We start from the raw sequence: 17646 nt of genomic DNA on the forward strand, positions 1-17646 counted from the left end.
CGGTACCCGACGGTGGTTATCGACGCCAGCGGTGGTGAAACACGACGTCGTCGTCGAGGGTCGCCGTCGCTTCTATCGTCGTCACGTCCCGTGAGACGTGACTCGTCACCTCGACCACCACCGTCTCCGCGTCGTACTCGACCGTGATGGTGACGTCGCTCTTGGCGTTGGCCGTCGTCGGGTCGCGCGCTTCGACTGCCGTCTCTACGGTCTGATCGACCGACACCGACGCATGTGGTAAGTCGAGACTGAAGGCGTTCTCAGTCAGCATTCGAGCGCTGTCGGAGAGTGGGTTCCGAACCAACTCCCAGCTTGCACTGTCGTCGTGAACGTACGGAGACGCGGTATCGACGGTCGTATCCGGGCCAGACATGGCGATCTCGTCGTCGAAGGTGACCGGACCGTCGTGACGTGTTCCCGGGAAGCGAAGCAGTGAGGGGGCGGCGGGGGTGGACCGGAGCGTGAACGACCCGTGGTCGCGAGTCGGCAGGTGGAGCGGGAAGTAGGCCGCACTGACCGCGACGCGAATCCGGTGGCCCTCCTCGAAGACGTGTGACTTCGGCTTCAGGGGAACTGTTATCTCGGACTCCTCGCCCGGTGTGAGTGGGTTCGCCGTCGTGAACCCGTTCCGGTGTTTCGCCTGCCGCTCTCCGTGTGTGACGAGTCTCGACGACCCGTCGGGTGCGACGTCTAAGACGCGGACGGCGAGATACGGGTCCGCCGTCGTCGGCGTGACACGCAGTGTGGCGACACCGGTTCCCGTCAGTTCGACGGCCGAATCGAGCGTCTCTGTCTCGAACGACACTGCCCGAACGTCGTCCGGCGTCGTGTCCGTCGGCTCACTCGCCCCGTAGATATCGTCGAGCGAGTCGAGGCCAACCGTGTGGTCGTACTCCTGTGTCCGTTCGACGTCTCCCGTCTCGAAGCTGTCCGCGGCGACCAGTCCATCTCGTGAACAGGCGTACGAGAGCGTCTCCCCGTCGTCGTCAACGTCGGGCCACGCGTCAAGTCGACGCCACTGCCCGGCGTCTACCGCCCCGCCGCCGTCTCGCTCCGTCCAGACGGCGATTTCGGGCGGGTCTGGCGTCTCCGCGTCCATGAGGTGTCGGTCGAACCACGCGACGACCTGCCGGCGGAAGTCGATGGCAGATTCTCGTCCCCGGTGTGGCATCTCGTGTCGCCACGGACCGAGCAAGAGGCGTTTCGGGGCGTCGATACGGTCGAAGTACTCGATAGTCGAGAGCGCGTATCTGTCTCGCCAACCACAGACGGCGAACGTCGGAACATCGACAGATTCGACGGCGACGTCCATGTCCTGCCAGTACTCGTCTTTCGATTCGTGGTCGAGCATCTGGAAGAGCCACGGGTCGTGTTCGACGAGTCCGTCGAGTCGCTCCTTCCAGACGTCCGCCCAGCGCCCCGCCGCGTCACGCCGAGTCGGTGGCAACGCGGCGAGCGCCTGCATGTACGGCGTCCAGTTTCCACCCATCCGATAGAGGGCGAACGACCCGCCCTGGTAGGTCTCACGGTACTGGGTGTGGGGGCCGTGAATCACGACGATGGCATCGAGCGAGTCGGGATTTCGAGCGGCACCCTTCAGACTCGTCGTCCCACCGTAAGAGATACCGAACATACCGACGCGCCCGGTGGACCACTCCCGGTCGGCCAGCCACGCGACGATGGCCTCGATATGGTCTCCTTCGTCCATCGACCCCGACTTCGGCTTCACGCCGCTCGACGCTCCCGTGCCCACCACGTCAGCGACGACGACGTCGTACCCGTGTCGAACGAGATAGCGGATAGTTGGCTCGGTACTCGTATAGGGCGTAAACGTGTCCTTGTGGTAGGGAATGTACATCAACAGCGTCGGCGACGGACCGGTGTCGTCGGGGGCGTAGAAGCGGGAGGCGGCGACAGTTTCCTCGCCGACTGGAACGAGCAGGTCAGGGTCACAGGCGACCTGTGGGTCATCCACCGTACGTCCACCCGTCATCGCTTGGGGCGTTCCTCCGGATTCGCCGGAGTAATCTCAGGGAGAACCCACCGGCAGACGTGACGAACTGGGTGCGAGGCCGTATTTGCGCGTAGTCCTTGCATGCTATTGTGTGACACGTTTCCAATCGAGAACTAATAAAGTCACTCGTTGCTCAGTTCCAACCCACATCGTTTGTAACTACTCCAGAACTTTGGCGTGTATTTCGGAGCCTATGGGCATACTGCTGGCCCATCGCTGTGGCGACAGCGACCCAGAGTGAGCCACGACGCCTCGGAATTTCACTCGGGGGGAACGCGTCTCCTGCACGTTCAAGACGCACGACCCCCGAGTACAGATAATGTCGTCGCTCGACGTCGTCACGGTCGGCAGTGCTGTCGTAGACCACATCTATTCTCTCTCGAACCTGCCGGAACCCGACGGCGGTGCGTTCGCCCGTGAACACACGACCGACGTGGGTGGTGTCGCTGCAAACGTCGCCGCTGGCCTCGCGGCGTTCGGGGCCGAGACGGGAGTCATCTCACGCGTCGGAACGGATGCCGCCGCCGAAATCGAAGCCGACCTCCGAGCACGCGATATCGACTGCACCCGGATGCAAATCGGGTCCGAAGAGTCGTCGTACACGTTGATTCTGCGGGGGCCAGACGGAGAACGAATGATAATCGCTGGCGGCCAGAGCGTGCCGAGTCTCCGTCTCGATGACCGCGATATCGAGTACGCGAGCGACGCCAACGTCGTCTTTACGAGTGCCTACGCTCCCGACGAAGCGGTCTCCAGACTCGTGAGCGCACGTGAACGCGGCGAGATTTCGACGCTGGTGTTCGACCTCGCGGGGCCGCTTTCAGAACTCGAAGGCCGGGGAACGAAGCCCGAAACAATCGACCGATTGCTCTCTGTCGTCGACCTGTTCGTGGTCGGTGACGTCGCTGCACGCTCGTATTTCGATGGCGACGCCGAGGATGTCATCGCCACGCTCACCGAACGAGGTGTCTCACGTGCTGCGCTCACACAGGGGAGCGACGGCGCGCTCCTTCTCGATGGCGACACAGTGCACGAGGTTCCGGCCTTCGACGTGGATGTGAACGATACGACTGGGGCCGGCGACACCTTCACCGCGGGACTCATCCAGACGTGGCTCCTCGACGACTACTCAGCACCGGACGCAGGCCGCTTTGCCGCCGCCACGGCCGCGCTCAACTGTACGGCGATGGGTGCACGTGGAAATCTCCCAACGGAAGCCGACGTTCGGGCGTTGCTGAAGAAGCAGTAGGGGGAGGAGAGAACGGTTCTACCGGACGGCTTCGACGAGACGCTCGACTGCCGCCTCGTCGACGGGGTTCGTGGTCTCGTGACCGTGTTTGAGTGCTGTCCCGACGATTGCGCCATCGGCGACCGAGAGTAGGTCCGGTGCTGTCTCGGGTGTGACGCCGCTTCCAATCAAGACGGGGACGTCGAGACCGCGAGCATCGCGAGCGGCAACAACCTGTTCGAGCGCGGTCGTATCGACCGCCTCGCCGGTACCAGTCCCGCTCACGATGATTCCGTCGGCACCGCCGCGCTCGACGAGTTCGGCGACTTCCTCGTCGTACGCACGCTCGGCAAGCGGCGCTGAGTGTTTTACGTCGATATCTGCGAGGATGGACACGTCCGCACCGAGTTGCTCACGGAGTCGTACCGTCTCGTGGGCCATCCCCTCGATGATTCCCTGGTCAGTGAGACGAGCACCGGTATGGACGTTCACACGGACGAACGAACCGCCCGTCGCCGCGGCGATGCCGAGTGCACTCTGGACGTCGTTGCGGAGGATGTTCACCCCGAACGGAACCGAGACCTGCTCACGAAGGGTCGCTGCGAGTGCGGCGACGTCGGCGACGACGTGGCGAGGCACCCGGTCAGGGTAGAAGGGGGCGTCACCGAAGTTTTCGAGCATGATGCCGTCGACACCGCCCGATTCGAGTGCCTCGGCATCCTGGTGGAGTCGCCTGCGAACCTCGTCTCGGTCGCCGTCGAATCCGGGTGCTCCCGGAAGGGGCGGTAAGTGTACCATCCCGATAATCGGCGTGTCCGTGCTGAAGATGTCCATGGCGTTGGTGGCCGTCCAATCGACTTAATCGTACAGATGTGCGACGCTATTGACCGCAGTCTCGGGTGGGGTGTCGAGTTGCAAAGTCGGCACCGGTGGCCACGGAGTGGACATCGACGCGGCCCGATCGTATTCGCTAGAGACGAGAACCGACACGACGTTTCAAGCAGAGCGCCCTCGAAACCACCCCCATGACAACCTGGAACAAAAAACTCGAAATCGACCTCACCACGGGGGAGCATCGCACGACTGAACTGTCGGACGAGTTCGTCCGCAAGTACCTCGGAGGGGCAGGGTTCACGTCCCGCGCCCTGTACGACGAGGTGGGCCCCGACGTAGACCCACTGAGTCCGGAGAACATACTCGCAGTCGCCCCCGGGATACTGGTCGGCCCGTCAGTACCGACGGGTTCGAAGACTACGTTCGGATTCAAGTCACCGCTGACGGGTGGCTACGGCAAGTCGATAGTCGGCGCGAAACTTGGCGACCAGTTGCGCAACGCGGGCTACGACCTGCTCGTGATTCGGGGGGCCGCCGCCGAGCCATCACTGCTCGTCATCGAGGACGACGACGTCCGAATCGAATCTGCCGAGGACCTCTGGGGGATGGACACCTTCGAGGCCGGCAAAGCCATCAAGGAACGCTACGAGGGGACGCGGACCGCCGTCATCGGTCCTGCCGGCGAGAACCGCTCGGCGATTTCGATGATCGAGTGCGAGGACCGCCAGGCCGGCCGTGGCGGCCCGGGCGCCGTCATGGGGTCGAAGAACCTCAAGGGCATCGCCGTCCGCGGCACCGGCAAGCCACCCGTCGCCCGACCTGACGAACTCGAGGACCTGAACAAGAAGTGGCGACTAGAGACCACCGGTCGCGGCGACATCGAAATCACTGGCACGGGCGATGCCACCGTCGACGTCCAGTACGGGACCGGCGAGGCGTTCGACGCGAAGAACACCGAACTCGGCGTCTTCCCCACCCGCAACTGGCAATCCGGCTACTTCGAGCGCGCGTACGAACGACTCGAAGACCCCGACAACGACCGAGTCTCCCTCGACCCTCGCTACTGGACCGAGGAGTACGTCGAGACCAAGCGCCCGTGTCCCTACTGTACGAAGCCCTGTTCACAGTTCTTCGAGGCCGAAGACACGCAGTACGGCGATATCGCCGTCGACGGCCCCGAGTACGAGACTCAGTACGCGCTGGGCGGCAACGTCGAAGTCGACGATATCGAGGCAGTCGCGAAAGCGAACGAAATCTGTGACCGTCTCGGCCTGGACGTCATCGACGCCGGCAACGCCATCGCCTGGGCGATGGAGGCCCACGAGAAGGGACTCATCGACGACGACACCGTGGATATCGACGCGGACTTCGAGTTCGGGAACGCCCAGGCCCTCCTCGAGACGCTGGAGCGTATCGCTCGCGACGAAGGGACCCTCGGTGACCTCCTGAAGGACGGCCACGCCGCCGCCGCCCGACGTCTCGGCGGGGGCGACGAGTACGCCATCCACGTGAAGAACATGGCGCCGGCCGGGTTCGAGGCTCGCGGCATCAAGGGTATGGCGCTCGCGTTCGGCGTCGCGCCCCGCGGTGCCGACCACCTCACGTCGTGTCTGTACGCCCTCGAGATGGGCGGCAACTTCTGGGACTTCGAGAACTACGACCGCCTCCGCATGGACGGCAAGGCGCTGGCTCTCAAATCCATGGAAGACCTGATGATGGTGTACGACCAGACCGGCGTCTGCAAGTTCACCCGGGGCATCACGCTCGAAGAGGGCGTCCGTGGCCTCGTCAACGCCGCCACCGGGTTCGATTACAGCCGTTCGGAACTGCTGTCGGTGGGCGAACGCGCGCACAACCTCGCCCGAGCGTTCAACGTCCGCGAAGGGTTCGGCCGCGAAGACGACCTCATCCCCGAGCGATTCACGGAACCCGTCCCGAACGGGCCCAACGAAGGCGAGTTCATCGCGCTCGACGACTACGAGCGCGAACTCGACCGCTACTACGTCGCCCGTGGCTGGCGCACTGACGGTGTCCCGCTTCGTGGGACGCTCATGGACCTCGACCTCCCAGACGTCGCCGACGAAATCGGCGTCACCAGCGAGGTGACAGCCTGACTGTCACGCAAACCCACAGCACGAACGTCGCGGCCCTCGGTTAGGTCGTGATGACGATTTTCCCGACGCTGTCGCGGTTCTGCATCGCCGCGAACGCGTCGCCGGTCTGTTCGAGCGGATAGGTGTCGTCGAGGACCGGTGTCAACGTCCCCTCGGCGACCAGGTCGACGAGTTTCTCGAGGTCCCTCTGGGTCCCCATCGTGTTGCCGATGAGCCGTTTGTGTGTGCGGAAGAGGTCTGCGACGTCGACCGCAGAAGTCTGTCCGGCAGTGCGACCACACACCACCATCCGCCCACCGCGTCGAAGCACGTCGAGTCCGAGGCCAGTGTACGCGCCACCGAGGTGATTCAACACTGCGTCCGGGGCACCGATAGCGTTGACTGCCTCGCGAAGGTCGTCGGGGTCCGTGCCCTGAATGGCGTGGTCGAGCCCGATGTGTTCCATCTGGTCGAGTTTGTCCCGGGATGCTGACGTCCCAATCGTTCGGGCACCGAAGACCTCTGCGAGTTGGACGCCAGCGACACCCACGCCACCGGTCGCCCCGGGGATGAACACGAGGTCCGCTGGCCCGACGTGTGCCCGGCGGAGCATATGATACGCGGTCATGTACGCCGTCGGAAGGGCGGCGGCGTGCGTCATCTCGACGCTATCCGGCAGGGTGACGAGTCGGTCTGCATCGACACGAGCGGCCTCCGCGAGGCCACCGTGATACAGCGCGTACGATTCACAGAGATTCTCGGGGCCTTCGCGACAGTAGCGACAGGTACCACAGGTTACGTTCGGGCAGAGGACCACGCGGTCACCGGGGCTGACTGACGTGACGTCGTCGCCGACTGCGCGCACTTCACCGGCGAGGTCCAACCCGCTGACGAATGGGAGAGACGCTTCGGTCACCGTCGCAGAGTCTCCCTCGAGAATCCAGAGGTCGTGATGGTTGATCGAGGCTGCCTCGACATCGACGACCGCCTCCCCTGGCCCGGGTTCGGGGGTTGGTTGTTCGATTATCGAGACACCGTCGGGGCCGACGAGGTCGGTGAAGGCTGCGGCACGCATCTGGTTGGTGTTCGGAGGCCAGGACAATAGCCGTAGTGACGGATTCGCTAGCGACTGCCGACACCTCGGAGGCCATTCTCGCCGAAGCGCATCCATCGGATAACAGCCAACCCGAACCTTCATTTCATCTCCACCCCATGGCCGGGTGTGCCATCGCCGCCACTGGGCTCGTTCACAGAGGTCATCTGGGAGTGCTCCACGGGTATGGAATGGGTGGTCAGCCCCTCAATTACTGGCCCTCTGGACGCTATTGGGGTTTTCTCTCCCTCACTCTCGCTGTCGACGACGCCGCCCACCCTCTCGTGATTTCGACGCGAGACACCCTCTGTCGAGCGTTTTTTGGAGTTGAACTGAAGGTTCGACACACCCTCGAACCAGGTGTGCGATTGCCGGCCGGATATGTGCTGAAAATTGCTGTCAGAGAGCCGCAAAACACACTTCTCTCTTTCGGGAGATTCGGAGGGTGTACTCGACTGGAAACGGAGGGTTGGAGAGAGTCTGTTCGGTTACCGAGCGTCGTCGACGAACGTCCGGGCTTCGGCCAACAACTCGTCTGCCCGCTCCTCGTCGCGGGCTTCGGCAGTCAATCGAACCAACGGCTGTGTCCCACTGGCGCGAACGAGGAACCAGCCATCGTCGTGTTCGACGCGGACGCCGTCGAGCGTCGAAATCTGGTCGGCGTCGTACGTCTCGAGCAACTCGTCTCGGACACCGGTCATGACCGCCGACTTCTCGTCAGTCTCCACGCTCGTCCGGCGGAGTGGATACGACGCTAACTCTGCACGGTTCGCAGCCAACGACCCACGCGCTTCGACGAGTTCGACCAGTTTACAGGCGGCAAGCGGGCCGTCGGGACAGAGCGTCTCGGCAGGCCAAATCCACGCACCCGAGGGCTCGCCCCCGAAGACGACGTCGTCGGCGCGGGCGGCTTCGGCGACGAACACGTCACCGACTTTCGTCCGCGTGAGCGACGACCCCTGTGCCTCGAGCACGTCGTCGACGACGAGACTCGTGTTCAGGGGTGCAGCGACACGCTCCCCATCAGAGACGACGTCTCGGGCGAACAGCGCCAACAGTTCGTCCCCATTGAGGAACGAACCAGTCTCGTCGACGGCCATCATCCGGTCTGCATCGCCGTCGTGTGCGATTCCGAGGTCAGCATCCGTGTTCGCGACGACGGAACAGAGTGTCTCGCACGTCTCGGCGGTGGGCTCACTCGGCCGCCCGGGGAACCGACCATCCGGTGTCGCATCGAGCGTCTGAACGTCACAGCCCAGTCGAAGTAACGCTTCGACAGTCGCGCCACCCATCCCGTTGCCGAGGTCGACGACGACAGAACAGTCACCGTCGATATCGACGGCCTCACAGAGTGCATCGACGTGCTGTGCGGTCAGGGTGTCGTCAGCGCACTCAGACCCAACAGCGTCCCACGCGGCGTACGTTCGCTCGTCGGCGGCGAGCGCTGCTTCGATGTCCTTGCGGCGTTCCTCCCCAAACGCCTGGCCAGAGAGGCTCCAAAGCTTGAATCCGTTGTCTTCCGGCGGGTTGTGCGATGCCGTAATCATGAGTCCGGCATCAGACCCGGTCCAGGCGACGCCACGAGCGAGTGTGGGCGTCGCCACCTGTCCAGCGCGGACGACGTCGACACCGGCACTTCGGAGCGCTGCGCTCGCCGCGTCAGCGAGGAGTGGACTCGTCGTTCGCGCATCGCGACCAACGACGACGCTGTCAGAGCCACACGCAGCAAGCGCATGGGCGAGCGACGTCGCAAGCTCGGGCGTAATCAGGTCCCCGACGGGCCCGCGTACACCGCTTGTTCCGAACATATACGATGATTTACTCTTCAGCCCATGAACGCTTCGTCTCAAGCGATACCCGAGTGGTGCCTCTCGGGAACTATCTATTGTAATTCTCATCTACATGATGTTTCAGGAGAGACGACTCCGCTCCGACTGGTTGTGACGATATCGAAGCGACGACCACAGAGTCGCAATCACGACGATGTTCCTGTCCAGCACACAGGGCCCACCTGTGTCCACCCAATCACCCGACGAACTCGTCGAGAATCACTCACGTGTTGGGCGCTCGGCTTCCAGCGCTTCCGTCACGACGCCAACGAACACCGCGTGCTCCGAAAGCGCCGTCCGAAGCGCCTCGTAGTAGGCGACCGTATCGCCGGCCGTGAATCTGTAGTCGGCGGACCAAATAGTCCGCCCGACACCGAAGTCGCCCTCTGGGGCGTCGCCTGATTCGACCACGTAATCTACCATTCGGTCGACGATTCGCTCTCGAAGCGTCGCGTACTTCGTCCCGGGCGAGAAGTCGGCGTCGCCGTTGACGCCATCTTCGAGGTGTAACTCGAACCGGAGGTGGCCGCGTTCGAGGGCGCGAGGGTCTGGATAGTGCTCGAAGTGCAGGTCGAACCCCTCGTCGCGCCCCACCGCCCACGCCTCGGGCATCACACGCCCCCACGGCTTTCCGGAGTCGAGATGCTCCCACGTCTGTGGGCCTGCGGGCGGGTACGTGCGAAGGTAGTCGGCCCACTCGTACTGGAGGACGTCACGCGCCAACTGGGCGACGGCATCTCGGGTCGCGTCGACTTGCATCTCGTAGTCGAGATAGTAGCTTGCGTCGTCGACCGCATCTGGCCCGTTCATAGGACCATGCTAGTCACCGACATGCATAAATGTTCGACACGAGTGGGTGACGCTCGTTCGAGCGAGCGGCGGCGTGTGCGCTCAGGCATCGTCGTCTCTGTCGACCATCCAGCGCGCGGCGAGGGCGACACCGACGATTGCCACGGCGAGCACGACGACGATTCCGACGCCGTATCCGGGACCCGCCGGGTCGTCTGCTATCGACTCCGAGTCGGCCTGTCCGTCCCCACTCGACTCGCTCGCCTCGAACTTCGACACGCCATCTTTGACGGTCACGTCGATAGTCCGGTCGTCGACGCTGAGGGTGTAGTTCCCGGGCGTCTCGAGTCGCTGTTCGAACACCACGACTTCTCGCTGGCCGGCGGGCACGGTGACGGTTCGGGTCACTGTCTCGCCACCGGCCACGCCGAACTGGATGGTCCGCTCTGAATCGACGTCGCCGGTGTTCCGGAGCGTCGCGATGAGCGTGACGCTCTCGCCGGGGCCGATGGTCGTCGCGTCGGCGGCCACGTCCGTGAGTTGCACGCTGTTCACGTCGGTGACCCTCACGTCCACGCGCTCGCTCCCGAGTTCGATGGTGTAGGTGCCCGGCGTCTCGTATCGGTGGTCGAACGTCACGGGTTTCGTCTCACCCGGCGCGAGTGACAGCGAACGATTCGACACGATCTGTCCGTCGACGCGCATGGACACCGTAACAGTCCCGTTGGCGTGGCCGGTGTTGGTCACGTCGGCAGTCGTCGTAGTCTGCGAACCGACGGTCACGTCGGATGCTGTCGTGACGTTCGACACGCTCGCGAGGGGGTGGCGGATGCCGAGTGCGAAGTACGACGTTCCCGGTGCAGTCGCCCGAAGCAGGTACTGCCCCTCGTTCTCGTTCACTGTCGACCCGAGTGGTTCCCACGTCCCGTCGTGGTACCGGTAGACGTCGACGTTCTCGCCTGTCGTCCCGCGGGCCTCGACAGCGGCTTTCGAGAGGGAGAGGTCCACGTAGAGTGTCTCGAGTGACTCGTTCATTCGCTCGTCACCCGTGACGTCCAGATACAACGGGACGGCGTCGGTGTCGCCTATCGGGTCGACACCCGCAGGCCGTTCGGTGAACGCCTGCACGTCCAGTGTGTACGACGTGTCCCGAGAGACGGTGACAGAAACCGTGCCACTCTCGATGCCGACGTCGTCCGTCACCGACGAAGGAAGTGCGAATTCGACTGGCTCACTAGCCTCGGCGTCGGTCACGTCGTACCGGACGTGCGACGTCGTCAGGTCCGTCGAGACGATTCTGGTCGATGGCTCGATGAAACTCCCGCCGCCACCGCTCGAACTGCCACCACCTGAACTCCCACCGCCCGAACTCCGTGGCTTCTGTTCCGGTGTCGATGTTGGTGTGGGCGTTGGGGTCGGTGTCGGCGTTGGCGTTGGGGTTGGTGTTGGGGTTGCCGTCGGCGTTGGTGTTGGTGTTGGGGTTGCCGTCGGCGTTGGTGTCGGCGTTGGGGTTGGGGTCGGTGTCGGCGTTGGTGTTGGCGTTGGTGTCGGGGTTGGGGTCGGCGTTGGTGTTGGGGTTGCCGTCGGCGTTGGTGTCGGCGTTGGTGTTGGGGTTGCCGTCGGTGTTGGTGTTGGTGTTGGCGTTGGCGTTGGCGTTGGGGTTGGCGTTGGGGTTGGGGTCGGTGTCGGCGCCTCACACGCACCGGACTCGATGGTGAGTTGAGAGGTCATGTCGAGTGTGACCGTACTCTCGTTCCCGTGGACGAGACGGAACTCGGTGATTCGGTTGTCGCCCCCACTCCATCCCCAGTCGTTCCAGTGTGCAGCGTTCTCGTTGAAGCCGGGCGTAATCGTCACGACGTCACCCGACTGGAGATTTCCGAATCCGCGGTAGGCCCCACCGTCGGTGCGGTTCTGTGCCCACTTCCAGTCGATGGTCGCACTCGACCCGCTTGTCACCCAGTCGTCGTCTTGGTTGCCGCCGGCGTAGTAGTCGTCTTGGACGACCCACGAACCCGCCGGCAGACCCTGAATATCCATCGTCACCGTGCTGGCGTGTGGTTCGTTGATTCTGTCGTGGAGGAAGACGAGACTCACACCCGACGACCCATCGTAGAAGAAGACGTTGCTCACCTGGTTCTCCTGGAGGAACGTGGTCCCGTACGAGGAGAACGTCCCTCTCGTCGACGTCTCGTTGTTTCTGTAGTCGTAGAACTCCTCGACGGTGGTCGTGCCGTCGCCGAGCGGTTCGACAGTGTAGCACATCCCACCCTGCGTGACGGCGAAGACCGGTGTCTCACTCGTCTGCGCAACGGCACCACCCATCGTCATCGTCGGCAACACGACTGCGAGAGCTACGATGACGACGACGAGACGATTACCGAGTCCCATCAATTGACCTCCGCTGGCGACCACCGCGACAGGTGATTCCGTGCCCGTTCCACGTCCTCGGCTTGGCCTGGACCAGAAGACAGTGGAAAAAAGATGGTGAGTTGCGACATCATATCGATATCTATCAGGAACACCGTCGGAGACATTCGTTATACACGAATTACCGCCTGCGTATCCACGGTGCCGACACGCCAATCACCGTCAGAGAGGGCGCTGGCTGTCGATTTTCTCGCTCAATCCACCGAATTCGGCACCATCGTACCGGTTCGACTGATGAAAGTCAGTGTTCACGCTGTCCACGCCTGCGGACGCTTGACGATTACGCTATTTCGACTATCGACTCGGGTTCCACCGAAACGACTCCCGACGAAACGAGTCATTGCACCCAGTCGCGTGATAGTACAACAGTTCGTGACTATCGTGTAGTTCTGATTCTCAGTGTAATTGCCCCGTCGGGGTTCGACTGTGGAGACGGCGAACAATTCAGACACGGCGGACGCGACGTTCAGTGACGCCTAACAGAGCACCTGCCTGAACCGAGACACTGCGTCGGTCGGATACCTATCGTATCAGTTGACGTGTTATCCGCCAGTCTGGAAGCGCCGCGAGGCGACAGTTGGTTGGTGTCTCCATAGAGCGGAGTCGATACGGTTAGCCGACTCCCAACCCATGTTCCCCTGAACGATTCGTGTCAGTGAGTCCGCTATCCCTGCGCAGTCACGACGAAACAACGACTGTCCGGTACGTCGTCGCCACCCAGAAAGCGGTCAGGTTGGTTCAGTGCCTGTGGGGGGAAAGGGGAACACCGAAACCAATGAACTCTGACCATGTGGAGGTTCGAACTGTCTCAAATAAAACATTCGATACTTCGTGTGCGTCGAACTGCCGGCGCGAACAGTGTCTGTCGACAGAGTGGAAGCGCCCGTGCGATTCGTGATATCGTATCAATGGGCTTGCACGGGTGGGCTTCCATCGGCTAATTGACGGACAAGTGTGTACACCGTTGGGACGCCGGCAATATTGGACAGTCGGTAACACACAGCCCAATAGAGGCGAGAAGAGTCTAGTATAACAGGCCTATGTCCGTTATAACTGGTGGAGAGCGAGTATCTCAGGACTGTCTACACAGAAACACATTTGTGATACTACAGTAATTGTCACGGCGTGGAGAGCGTGCCTCGCTGTGCATACGAACACGTATGCAGTTACGACGGAAGTGACGACGCTGAGACGGGCGACCACCGGGTAGCGTGGGAGTGCCCGCATCCTGCACCTGGAGAGCGGGAGCACTGCCAGTTTCACGCACCGATAGAAGCGAAGAACCCCGACGAGACGACGGCAGCGCTCGTGGCCGCAATCGACGACCCCGAACGCCCCTCAGAGTTCGTCGGGGCACAGTTCGAATCCCTCGACGTCGCTGGTGAGGCGCTCGGCGGCGACGGCATCATCGACCTGCGTGACGTCATCGTCCGACGAGACGTCGACCTGAGCGAGACGACGCTCGAATCGCCGCTTCGACTCGACTCCGCGTCGGTCGGTGGCGAACTGTTCATGCAACGTCTCGACGCGAACGCGGATCTCTCCTGTCAGAACCTGCAAACCGGACAGCGGTGGATGCTCTCTGACGCGAGAATCGACGGCCGACTCGACGCATCCGGATTCAGCGTGAACTCCCTCGTTGCGACGAGTGCCCACGTCACAGGAGCAGTCTCACTCAGGAAAGGGACCGTCGACGAGCAGTTGGGACTCTCTCAGGCGGTGTTCGAGGGACCGGTCCACCTCACCCACACCCGTATCGGTGGCCGTCTCGACAGTGGGGCCGCGACGTACGACGACACCCTGTCGCTGTCCCACTGCACCATCGGGGGAGACGTAATCCTCCAAGATTCGACGGTCGAAGGGAGTCTGCTGGCCGAACACCTCCGTGTGACCGGCGAGTTCGACGCGACGACGCTCCACGTCGCCGGCGGAGTAGACCTGAGAAGTAGCGCGTTCGACGCACCGGTCGACTACACCGAACTCACCGTGACCGGCGGTCGGTTCGACTGTTCGCGCGCGACGTTCGACGCACCGGTGTTCGTCGATGCGGCGACCATCGACGCCGCGCTGTCGTTCCAGAACGCCCAGTTCGACGGCGGAATCGTCTCGTTCGTCCAGACTGCCGTGTCGGGGTCAGCGACCTTCGCGGGTGCGACGTTCACACCGAGTGCGCCGTTTCGACTGGTCGAGACGACAGTCGGCGGCACCCTCGTCTGTAACCATGCATCCTTCGGGGCAGAAGTGTACTGGACCGACTCACGCGTCCACGGGAACGTCGATTTCTCCGATTGCACGGTTGCAGCCCTCGAATTCGGTGTCGAAATCCACGGCGGACTCGACTTCGCGTACACCGCTGTCTCCGGGAACGCCGGATTCACCGAGACTGTCGTCCGCGGTGCTGCGCGCTTCACGAGCGCCCGGTTCGACACTGAACCGTCACTCACCGAAGCGACGCTCGAAGGCGACGTCGCCACGTACGATTTGTCCGTCGAGGCGCTCGACTCCCCCGCCCTCTGAGTGTGGCCACAGTGTGCGGGTGGGCGAACGTACCGGGGAAAGAGTCAAACGTCCCATGTCCGAATTAGAGGTACGTGTCAGAGACTATTGGAGCGGTGACTCCACAGATACTCGCATACGGACCACCTCCCGACGACCCGAAGGGTATAGAGAGCGACGTGGAGGTTCGGTACGTCGGGTCGAGTCGTGAGATGGTCGAGGCGTTGACGAACCGAACCCCGCAGTTGCTCATCTGTTTGCACGCGCCGCCTCGGTACGACGGCATCGAGGCGGTGAAGGCGATTCGGCGGTTCGATGCGTCGGCACCGGTCGTCTTGGCGACGAACCTGCAGTCGACGATGGTCAACCTGCAAGCGATGCAGACGAAGGTGACGTGGAGTGTCCAACTCCCCACAGACCGACCCGTCGAGGACGGACTGTTCGACGTCGTGACGGACGCGGGTCAGTGGCTCGAAGACGAACACTGCTGACGAACGGCGAAACGGTGTAGACTGCGGGTCCCGGGTCAGCGAGACGAGCGGTGAGCTACCCGAAGTATACAAGATGGTTGACACCAGACACTAGGCCAACGACGACAGTCAGATGAACCGAACGTTGTGGCACGCGGGAGTGATATTCGTCGCCTTCGGAGTGATGCTCGCCATCGTTCCGACGGGGAGCTACAGTACGATTGCGGGCGAACGTACCGTCGGCGTCTCAGTCGCAGCAGACGACAGCGCACTGATTGCGCTGGAGGGTTCGATGACGACGGTGACGAAGCAAGAGTCGGCAGCCGTCCACCTCGTGAACAACATCGACTCCGGAGTGACCGTCACGTACGGAGTGAGCTTCGATTCGGGGTCGGCGAGTTCGTTGACTGTCGGCACATCGAACGACGTCGTATCGCTCGCCCCCGGTGAACAACATCCGCTCTCAGTGAGCTGCCAGAAACCCCTCACAGGGAACAGCGGCACTGGAGAGGTGAGAGTCACCGTCGATGCGGCGACGCCGTCGGCGAACACGACTGTCGATGGTATCGTGACGACACAGGTGAGCTACGACTGTCAGAAGGGCGGTGGCGGGGGAACGTCGCCCGTTGCGTACGTCGACAGCGACGGAGACGGGCAGTACGACGACGGTGAGACGACGCTCACCGAAGCAGAACTTGCGACGTTCGACGACAGTACTGCCACCCTCGTCATCGATGCGGACGGGTCGAAGGTCAGACAGAGCTCGATAGACATCACCGCAGCGTCTGTCACCATCCAGAATACAGACCTCGTGACAACCGGCACCGGAGACATCTCGATACAGGCCACGGCAGGGCCAATCGACGCGCAAGGAGTCACGCTCGACTCGAACGGAGGTATCCGCCTCCACACCTCGGGTACCCTGACCGCGAACCGGTCGACGCTCGCGTCGAGAGACAGTATCGACCTCACGTCGTCGGGCGATATCTCTCTCGCCGGGGCGACACTCGACGCGAAGAACGCTGACGTGACGGCTGACCTCGGGACGAACACGGCGACTCTCGACGTGAACGGGGCGACAATCGTCGATGGGGACGATACGCTCGTGTACAGTCCGGACGGAATCACAGTCGTTGGAACTCCCGCCAGTGGTCGAGTGAGTCCGTGACAGTCGCCCACCGCCTTCTCAGAAGCGACGCCTGAGTCGCTCGACGACCGAGATATTACGCCCGACCACTCGCATCCGGACGGGGCTCAGTCCCAGCGTGGCGATACCGAGCGCGAGTGCAACCACGACGAGGACAGCGTCGATAGCGGCGATAGCCAACACCGGGTGAACGTCGTGAAGGCCGAGGATGAGTGACTGCGGAAGAATCGGAAGGTAGCGCTGTTCAGTGATTTCACGCGTGTACGCGCCGGTCTGTTCGGGCGCACGAACGGAGAGTGTCGTCGTCACGCTCGCTCGACTGGAGACGACGAGAACGGTCTGGCCGAACGAGACGTCTGGGTGGGGCGAGTCGACGACGACCATCATCGGGACGAATCCCTCGTTGGTTACCCGATACTCGGCGCTCACTTCGCCGCCGGGTTCGACGACGAGTGGGTTCTCACTCGGTGCGTTCGAACTGACGACATCGACCGACGTCGACCCGGACCCAAAGACCATGCTCACTGTGGCCGGCCCCGCGACGAGGACGGCCAGTACGAGCAACACCACACCGATGGAGACGTAGTTCGGTCGGCGGCGACTGTGTGTGGCCGGGGTCCGGTCACTTCCGAACATGTCGAGGACGAGACTCAAGGCGATGAGTCCACCACCGATTCCCACGAGGAACACCGGTGAAAGCTCGCCACGGAGCACTGACCGGAGTCCGGGGAGGCCGGCAACGACGCCGACGACAGCGGTGACAGTGCCCTGAAGCGCCTGTACGCCGGACCCGAGAGCGGGAACGACGACGACGTCGCCGCCGAGTCGGAGCGCTTCGGCGACGATTTGCGACTCGCGAACCGGTGGTTCGACGTTATCCTGGTCGGTGAACGGATTCGCATCACCGCGTGTGACGTACCCCTCAGACGTCTCCCTGACGATACGGTGTGTCGTCAACCCACCGCCGTGGAGTGCTTCGGCGCGGAAGACCACGACGTCACCCGCTTCGGGTTCGTCAGTGAGTATCGACGGGACGGCGACGAACCCGTCTCCCGGTTCCATCGTCGGGGACATACTCCCCGTTTCGACGTAGCCGAGCAGGATGGGTTGCCCCAGCGCTTGGCCGAAGAGAAGCGCAACGACGGCTACGAGGACGCCCCCGAGCACCACGTACCTCCCGAACTCCGAGAACTTCACGTTCTACTAACAGTATATCGCTCTGA

12 protein-coding genes are annotated in these 17646 nt (G+C 62.8%); 5 read left to right on the top strand and 7 right to left on the bottom strand.

What is annotated here, in order from left to right:
• Positions 1 to 16: 16 nt before the first annotated feature.
• Positions 17 to 1993, bottom strand: a complete 1977-nt coding sequence (locus tag ACK3R5_RS12980; protein ID WP_411967249.1) for a CocE/NonD family hydrolase — start codon at positions 1991 to 1993, stop codon at positions 17 to 19.
• Positions 1994 to 2333: 340 nt separating this feature from the next.
• On the opposite strand from ACK3R5_RS12980, the gene ACK3R5_RS12985 reads away from it, so the two are divergent.
• Positions 2334 to 3263 carry a carbohydrate kinase family protein gene (locus ACK3R5_RS12985; RefSeq protein ID WP_411967250.1) on the top strand — a complete coding sequence of 310 codons (930 nt, stop codon included), beginning with the start codon at positions 2334 to 2336 and terminating at the stop codon, positions 3261 to 3263.
• 18 nt (positions 3264 to 3281) lie between these two features.
• Here ACK3R5_RS12985 and ACK3R5_RS12990 read toward each other — a convergent pair whose 3' ends face one another.
• Positions 3282 to 4076 carry a BtpA/SgcQ family protein gene (locus tag ACK3R5_RS12990; RefSeq protein WP_411967251.1) on the bottom strand — a complete coding sequence of 265 codons (795 nt, stop codon included), beginning with the start codon at positions 4074 to 4076 and terminating at the stop codon, positions 3282 to 3284.
• Positions 4077 to 4267: 191 nt separating this feature from the next.
• On the opposite strand from ACK3R5_RS12990, the gene ACK3R5_RS12995 reads away from it, so the two are divergent.
• Entirely contained in the window at positions 4268 to 6190 is a 1923-nt protein-coding gene (locus ACK3R5_RS12995) for an aldehyde ferredoxin oxidoreductase family protein (protein WP_411967252.1), read from the top strand.
• Positions 6191 to 6230: 40 nt separating this feature from the next.
• On the opposite strand, the gene ACK3R5_RS13000 is transcribed toward ACK3R5_RS12995, so the two are convergent.
• The 4 genes from ACK3R5_RS13000 to ACK3R5_RS13015 form a co-directional block, all read right to left on the bottom strand.
• Entirely contained in the window at positions 6231 to 7244 is a 1014-nt protein-coding gene (locus ACK3R5_RS13000; protein WP_411967253.1) for an alcohol dehydrogenase catalytic domain-containing protein, read from the bottom strand.
• A 506-nt stretch (positions 7245 to 7750) separates the two neighbouring features.
• Positions 7751 to 9070 carry a phosphoglucosamine mutase gene (gene glmM, locus ACK3R5_RS13005; RefSeq protein ID WP_411967254.1) on the bottom strand — a complete coding sequence of 440 codons (1320 nt, stop codon included), beginning with the start codon at positions 9068 to 9070 and terminating at the stop codon, positions 7751 to 7753.
• A gap of 240 nt (positions 9071 to 9310) precedes the next feature.
• Positions 9311 to 9901 (bottom strand): acetyltransferase, encoded by a 591-nt coding sequence (locus ACK3R5_RS13010; protein ID WP_411967255.1) that lies wholly within the window; start codon positions 9899 to 9901, stop codon positions 9311 to 9313.
• 81 nt (positions 9902 to 9982) lie between these two features.
• Complete coding sequence (locus tag ACK3R5_RS13015) at positions 9983 to 12271, bottom strand: CARDB domain-containing protein (protein WP_411967256.1); 2289 nt, start codon at positions 12269 to 12271, stop codon at positions 9983 to 9985.
• A 1164-nt stretch (positions 12272 to 13435) separates the two neighbouring features.
• Here ACK3R5_RS13015 and ACK3R5_RS13020 point away from each other — a divergent pair.
• The 3 genes from ACK3R5_RS13020 to ACK3R5_RS13030 all read left to right on the top strand — a co-directional run bounded on the left by ACK3R5_RS13020 (position 13436) and on the right by ACK3R5_RS13030 (position 16444).
• Positions 13436 to 14827 carry a hypothetical protein gene (locus ACK3R5_RS13020; RefSeq protein ID WP_411967257.1) on the top strand — a complete coding sequence of 464 codons (1392 nt, stop codon included), beginning with the start codon at positions 13436 to 13438 and terminating at the stop codon, positions 14825 to 14827.
• Between the two features lie 74 nt (positions 14828 to 14901).
• Positions 14902 to 15297, top strand: coding sequence for a histidine kinase (locus tag ACK3R5_RS13025; protein WP_411967259.1), 396 nt, complete (start codon positions 14902 to 14904; stop codon positions 15295 to 15297).
• A 112-nt stretch (positions 15298 to 15409) separates the two neighbouring features.
• On the top strand, positions 15410 to 16444 hold the full coding sequence (locus ACK3R5_RS13030; protein ID WP_411967260.1) for a hemagglutinin repeat-containing protein: 1035 nt from the start codon (positions 15410 to 15412) through the stop codon (positions 16442 to 16444).
• Between the two features lie 18 nt (positions 16445 to 16462).
• Here ACK3R5_RS13030 and ACK3R5_RS13035 read toward each other — a convergent pair whose 3' ends face one another.
• The gene (locus ACK3R5_RS13035) at positions 16463 to 17620 is read right to left on the bottom strand and encodes a signal peptidase I (RefSeq protein WP_411967261.1); all 1158 of its coding nucleotides are present in this window, start codon (positions 17618 to 17620) and stop codon (positions 16463 to 16465) included.
• Positions 17621 to 17646: the final 26 nt, after the last annotated feature.

The sequence above is a fragment of the Haloferax sp. YSSS75 genome, from assembly GCF_046764215.1.
Lineage (GTDB): Archaea > Halobacteriota > Halobacteria > Halobacteriales > Haloferacaceae > Haloferax.

Excerpts from the sequence above, each read along its gene's own strand:
- ACK3R5_RS13030 (WP_411967260.1), top strand. The coding sequence starts at position 15,410 with ATGAACCGAACGTTGTGGCACGCGGGAGTGATATTCGTCGCCTTCGGA.
- ACK3R5_RS13000 (WP_411967253.1), bottom strand. The coding sequence starts at position 7,244 with ATGCGTGCCGCAGCCTTCACCGACCTCGTCGGCCCCGACGGTGTCTCG.
- ACK3R5_RS13015 (WP_411967256.1), bottom strand. The coding sequence starts at position 12,271 with ATGGGACTCGGTAATCGTCTCGTCGTCGTCATCGTAGCTCTCGCAGTC.
- ACK3R5_RS12995 (WP_411967252.1), top strand. The coding sequence starts at position 4,268 with ATGACAACCTGGAACAAAAAACTCGAAATCGACCTCACCACGGGGGAG.
- glmM (WP_411967254.1), bottom strand. The coding sequence starts at position 9,070 with ATGTTCGGAACAAGCGGTGTACGCGGGCCCGTCGGGGACCTGATTACG.
- ACK3R5_RS12980 (WP_411967249.1), bottom strand. The coding sequence starts at position 1,993 with ATGACGGGTGGACGTACGGTGGATGACCCACAGGTCGCCTGTGACCCT.
- ACK3R5_RS12985 (WP_411967250.1), top strand. The coding sequence starts at position 2,334 with ATGTCGTCGCTCGACGTCGTCACGGTCGGCAGTGCTGTCGTAGACCAC.
- ACK3R5_RS12990 (WP_411967251.1), bottom strand. The coding sequence starts at position 4,076 with ATGGACATCTTCAGCACGGACACGCCGATTATCGGGATGGTACACTTA.
- ACK3R5_RS13010 (WP_411967255.1), bottom strand. The coding sequence starts at position 9,901 with ATGAACGGGCCAGATGCGGTCGACGACGCAAGCTACTATCTCGACTAC.